General features: G+C 63.3%; 7 protein-coding genes and 1 pseudogene. 3 read left to right on the top strand and 5 right to left on the bottom strand.

Features of this window, described 5'->3' with window-relative positions; genetic code table 11:
- From ACH2AT_RS10675 to rpmG, 5 genes and pseudogenes are all read right to left on the bottom strand, one after another.
- Window positions 1-257 (bottom strand): annotated as a pseudogene (locus ACH2AT_RS10675) (50S ribosomal protein L1); the annotation flags it as partial.
- Between the two features lie 62 nt (window positions 258-319).
- Complete coding sequence (rplK, locus tag ACH2AT_RS10670; RefSeq protein ID WP_177522311.1) at window positions 320-745, bottom strand: 50S ribosomal protein L11; 426 nt, start codon at window positions 743-745, stop codon at window positions 320-322.
- A gap of 143 nt (window positions 746-888) precedes the next feature.
- Window positions 889-1410 carry a transcription termination/antitermination protein NusG gene (gene nusG / locus ACH2AT_RS10665; protein WP_394965926.1) on the bottom strand — a complete coding sequence of 174 codons (522 nt, stop codon included), beginning with the start codon at window positions 1408-1410 and terminating at the stop codon, window positions 889-891.
- A gap of 33 nt (window positions 1411-1443) precedes the next feature.
- Entirely contained in the window at window positions 1444-1695 is a 252-nt protein-coding gene (gene secE, locus ACH2AT_RS10660; protein WP_177522309.1) for a preprotein translocase subunit SecE, read from the bottom strand.
- A 15-nt stretch (window positions 1696-1710) separates the two neighbouring features.
- Complete coding sequence (gene rpmG / locus ACH2AT_RS10655; RefSeq protein ID WP_177522308.1) at window positions 1711-1860, bottom strand: 50S ribosomal protein L33; 150 nt, start codon at window positions 1858-1860, stop codon at window positions 1711-1713.
- Between the two features lie 282 nt (window positions 1861-2142).
- Between rpmG and ACH2AT_RS10650 the strand changes: the two genes are divergently transcribed.
- Genes ACH2AT_RS10650 through ACH2AT_RS10640 form a run of 3 tightly spaced genes read left to right on the top strand, consistent with a single transcriptional unit; the run spans window position 2143 to window position 4505 of the window.
- Window positions 2143-3219, top strand: a complete 1077-nt coding sequence (locus ACH2AT_RS10650; protein ID WP_394965925.1) for a D-alanine--D-alanine ligase family protein — start codon at window positions 2143-2145, stop codon at window positions 3217-3219.
- Window positions 3212-4024, top strand: coding sequence for a glutamate racemase (gene murI, locus ACH2AT_RS10645; RefSeq protein WP_394965923.1), 813 nt, complete (start codon window positions 3212-3214; stop codon window positions 4022-4024). Before ACH2AT_RS10650 ends, murI begins: the two co-directional genes overlap by 8 nt.
- A 40-nt stretch (window positions 4025-4064) precedes the next feature.
- Window positions 4065-4505, top strand: a complete 441-nt coding sequence (locus ACH2AT_RS10640) for a DUF1934 domain-containing protein (RefSeq protein ID WP_394965921.1) — start codon at window positions 4065-4067, stop codon at window positions 4503-4505.
- Window positions 4506-4814: the final 309 nt, after the last annotated feature.

The following is a 4814-nucleotide window of genomic DNA, read 5'->3' as shown; positions in this document are numbered from 1 at the left end:
GCGGCCTTGGCGGCGTCGCCCTTGCAGATGGCGATGACGCGCACGTTCTTGCCGGTGCCGTGGGGCAGCACAACGGCGCCGCGGACCTGCTGGTCGGCGTGGCGGCTGTCAACGCCCAGGCGCACATGCAGCTCAACGGTCTCGTCGAACTTGGCCTTGGCGGTCTGGCAGCAGAGGGAAAGGGCCTCGTCGGCCTCGTAAAGCTTGGTGCGGTCGACCAGCTTGGCGCTGTCGACGTAGTGTTTACCGTGTTTCATAACTTTATCCTCCTGTGTGGTCTATCGGATCAATTTCCTCCCACGAATTCAGCCGGGGCTCTTCACTCGGTGACGGTGACGCCCATGCTGCGGCAGGTGCCGGCGATCATGCTGATCGCGCTCTCCAGGTTGGCGGCGTTCAGGTCGGGCATCTTGGTCTTGGCGATCTCTTCCAGCTGGGCCTTGGTGATGGTGGCCACCTTGGTCTTGTTGGGAACGCCGGAACCGCTCTCGATGCCGCAGGCCTTCTTGATCAGGACCGGAGCCGGAGGGGTCTTGGTGATAAAGCTGAAGGAACGGTCGGCATACACGGTGATGACCACCGGGATGATGTAGCCCATGTCCTTCTGGGTGCGCTCGTTGAATTCCTTGGTGAACGCCATGATGTTCACGCCGTGCTGGCCAAGCGCGGGGCCGACAGGGGGGGCCGGAGTCGCTTTGCCGGCCGGGATCTGCAACTTGATGTAACCAGTTACTTTTTGCGCCATTTTAATGCACCTCCAAAATTTGTGGTAAGATAGCGGGCCGAAAGCCTCGGCCCTCCCACGGGCGCGGGGAATGCCGCGCCCTATAAAAACCGCGCCTGGCGGCTCTTACCGATGGTTTGCCCGCCTTGCGGGCACGTTCGTTCTTACAGGGGTTTCGCCTGGCCCAGTTCCAGCTCGGCGGGGGTCTCGCGCCCGAACATGGAGACCTTGACCTTCACCTTCTGGGCCTGCAGGTCGATCTCGTCCACCACGCCCACGAAGCCCTCCAGGGGGCCCCCGGTGATCTGGACGTTGTCGCCCACCGCATAGTCCAGCGTGAGCTTGGCCTTGGCGTTCATGCCCAGCTTCTCCGCTTCCTCGTCGCTCAGGGGTTCAGGCTTGGACGAGGGGCCGACAAACCCGGTCACGCCGCGGCAGTTGCGCACGATGTACCAGCTCTCGTCGGTCATGACCATCTTCACCAGAACATAGCCGGGGAACAGTTTGCGCTCCACCAGGCGTTCCTTGCCGTCCTTCAGCTCGGGAACCATCTCCACCGGCACTTTGACCTCCTGGATGAGGTCCTGCAGGCGGCGGTTTTCCACGATGGTCTCAAGGTTGGTGGCCACTTTGTTTTCGTAGCCGGAATAGGTGTGCACCACATACCACAGTGCCTGTTCTGCCATTCGTGTTCGCTCCCCTCGTTTTGTGCTTGCGTGTTACAGGCTCCGGGCCAGCGCCAGCAGGCCGTCGCGGCCAAAGCCGAAGAGCAGGTCCAGCGCCAGCACCACGACGGCGGCGATGATGACCACCACGATGACCACGATGGTGTTGTTGATGATCTGCTTCTTGCTGGGCCACACGACCTTCTTCATCTCGCTCGCGGTGTCGCGGAAGAATTTGCCGATGCCCTTGAACCAGTTCTTGACCTTCGAGAAGAAACCGGGTTTCTTGCTGCTAGTCTCAGCCATGATGCTCCGCCTTTCTTACTTGGTCTCGCGATGGACAGTATGCTTTCTGCAGAAACGGCAATACTTCTTCATCTCGAGGCGGTCGGGGCTGTTCTTCTTGTTCTTCTTGGTGTTGTAGTTGCGCTGTTTGCACTCCGTGCAGGCAAGGGTGATTTTCACTCGCATTTGTCTTCGGCACCTCCAATTAACGGTTTGTTTAGCCTCCCTGACAGTTGCAGGCCGCACCCGAAAAATGGGCACAAAAAAATAAACCTGCAAAAGAGGTGATACCATCATATCACACCCGGGGCGTCCCGTCAAGAGAAAAATCCCCCTGAAATGCGAAAAAGCGGCGGCGGGGCACGCGCGGGCAGTAGCGCGCCGGGCATTTTTATGGTATTATTAGAATACTTATGGGCATATGCCCCAATGGGGCCCACTTTGCCCGAAGAGAGAAGGATAAAAACGATGAAAAAACTGACTGTCGCGCTGCTGTTCGGCGGCGTTTCCAGCGAGCACGACGTGAGCTGCATGTCGGCAAAGACCTTTGCCGACGGCCTGGACGAAGCCCGCTACGATGTGTACAAGATCGGCATCACCAAGGACGGCCGCTGGCTGTACTATCCCGGCCCCTCCGGCAAGATGCCGGCAGACGAGTGGCTTGCCTGCCCGGGGAATATCCCCTGCCTCATCAGCCCGGACCGGGCCTGCCACGGCATGCTGCTCTTTGAAGAGGGCGGCGTGCGCGCCGTGCGGCTGGACGCGGCCATCCCGGTGCTCCACGGCAAAAACGGCGAGGACGGCACCATCCAGGGCCTGCTCGAGCTGGCGGGCATCCCCTACGTGGGCTGCGGCGTGCTGGCCAGCGCCGCCTGCATGGACAAGGCGGTGGCCAACATCCTGTTCGACGCGGCGGGTGTGCCCCACTGCCGGTGGGACTGGGCCGACCGGGCCGGCTGCGCCGACTTCGACGCCCTGGCCGGCCGGCTGGAAAAGAAGCTGGGCTGGCCCATCTTCGTCAAGCCCGCCAACGCGGGCAGCAGCGTGGGCATCAGCAAGGCGGAGGACCGGGCGGCCCTGAAGGCCGCGGTGGCCACCGCCCTGGCCGAGGACGACAAGGTGGTCTTTGAACGCTTTGTGAAAGGGCAGGAAGTGGAGTGCGCTGTGATCGGCAACCGCTGCGCCGTGAGCACCCGCCCCGGCGAGATTTTGGCCAGCGAGGAGTTCTATACCTACGATGACAAGTACGTGCTGGGCGCCAGCCGCACCCTCATCCCCGCCCGCCTGCCGGAGGAGAAGCTGGACGAGGTGCGCGCTCTGGCGGAAAAGGCCTACGCCGCTTTGGGCTGCCAGGGCCTGGCCCGGTGCGACTTCTTTGTGGAACAGGACGGCAACGTGCTCATCAACGAGATCAACACCATGCCCGGCTTCACCCCCATCAGCATGTATCCCAAGCTGATGGAGGCGGCGGGCAAGCCCCTGGGCGCGCTGCTGGACGAACTGGTGGAGCTGGCGCTGGCGCGCGCGGAGGCCAGCCATGGATGAGCGTGCCATCGGCGTGTTCGACTCCGGCGCGGGCGGCCTCACGGCGGTGCGGCAGCTGCGGCGGCTTCTGCCGGCGGAGAAGATCGTCTACTTCGGCGACACCGGCCGCGTGCCCTACGGCACCCGCAGCCCGTCGGCCATCTTCCAGTACGCGAAGCAGGACATCGCGTTCCTTCTCTCGAAAAACGTCAAGTTCCTGCTGGCGGCCTGCGGCACGGTGAGCAGCATCCTGCCCGCCGGCTACACCGCCGCCCTGCCCGTGCCCTTTGCCGGCGTGGTGGACGCGGCGTGCGCCGCGGCGGCCGCCGCCACCAAAAACGGGCGCATCGGCGTCATCGGCACCAGCGCCACCATCCGCAGCGGCAGCTACGAGCAGCGGCTGCACAATGCAAGCGGGCGCTTTCAGGTGTTCGCCAGGGCCTGCCCCATGTTCGTGCCGCTGGTGGAGAACGGCTATGTGGCCCCGGACGACCCCGTCACCGCCGCCATCGCGGCCCAGTACCTCACGCCGCTGCGCGGGGAAGGGGTGGACACCCTCATCCTGGGCTGCACCCACTACCCCCTCATCGCCCCGGCCATCGCCAAGGTGATGGGCCCGGGGGTGGCCCTCATCGACGCGGGGCGGGAGGGCGCGCTGCTGGCCCGCCGCCGCCTTTTTGAGCTGGGCCTGCTGGCCCCCGAGGGCAGCGAGGGCGGCGCGGAGTATTTTGTGAGCGACGAGCCCGCGGGCTTTGAGCCCTTCATCCGGCTGTTCGTGGGCGCAAACGACGGCCCCGTGACCCGGGTGGCCATCGACAACTACTGACCGGGGCCGCGGGCCCCGCATCCAAGGAGGAAAACAGCCCATGAACGAGGATTTTCTGATCCGCATCGACGGGCGCATGGAGCAGGGCGACGAGTCGGGCTCGGTGCAGCTGATGACCCGGGGCAGCTTCGTGCGCCGGGGCGGCAGCTTTTTCATCAGCTACAAGGAGACCGAGGCCACCGGCTACGAGGGCTGCACCACCACCGTGAAGGTGGCGAAGGACGAGAGCAAGGTCTCCATGACCCGCTTCGGCCCGGCGGCGGGCCAGCTGGTGGTGGAAAAGGGCATCCGCCATCTGTGCCACTACGACACCGGCTACGGCGCCATGACCCTGGGCGTGGCGGCGGACGAGATCCACAGCCGCCTCACCGACGAGGGGGGCGAGGTGGAGTTCAGCTACACCCTGGACGCCGACCAGAACACCATCCTCAGCCGCAACCTGGTGAAGATCAGCGTCAAGCGCACCGGGCCGCTGACCTGACCGCCCTGTATATTGTAATATAGAGATAGAGGGCTCCGCCCCCCGCCAAGCGAGACCGCGCCGGAATAACCAAAAAGCGCCGCCTGCTCTCTTCAAAAGCAGGCGGCGCTTTATACACTCCAACATTTACATCATAGCACAAATTCCCGGCCCCTTCAAGGCAACAATCGAACAAATTTTGCACCATAAGTCTATGCATCATGTCAATATACAAACGATTTGGGGTATGCTATAGTATAGACACACCAAGGAGAGAACACCAAGGTCTAGAAACCGGCGGGTAGGAAACGAAGAAACGTGGCCCCCGGG

The organism is Candidatus Allofournierella excrementigallinarum (assembly GCF_944388085.1).
Lineage (GTDB): Bacteria > Bacillota > Clostridia > Oscillospirales > Ruminococcaceae > Allofournierella_A > Allofournierella_A excrementigallinarum.
This window is presented reverse-complemented; position numbering and strand designations above follow the sequence as displayed.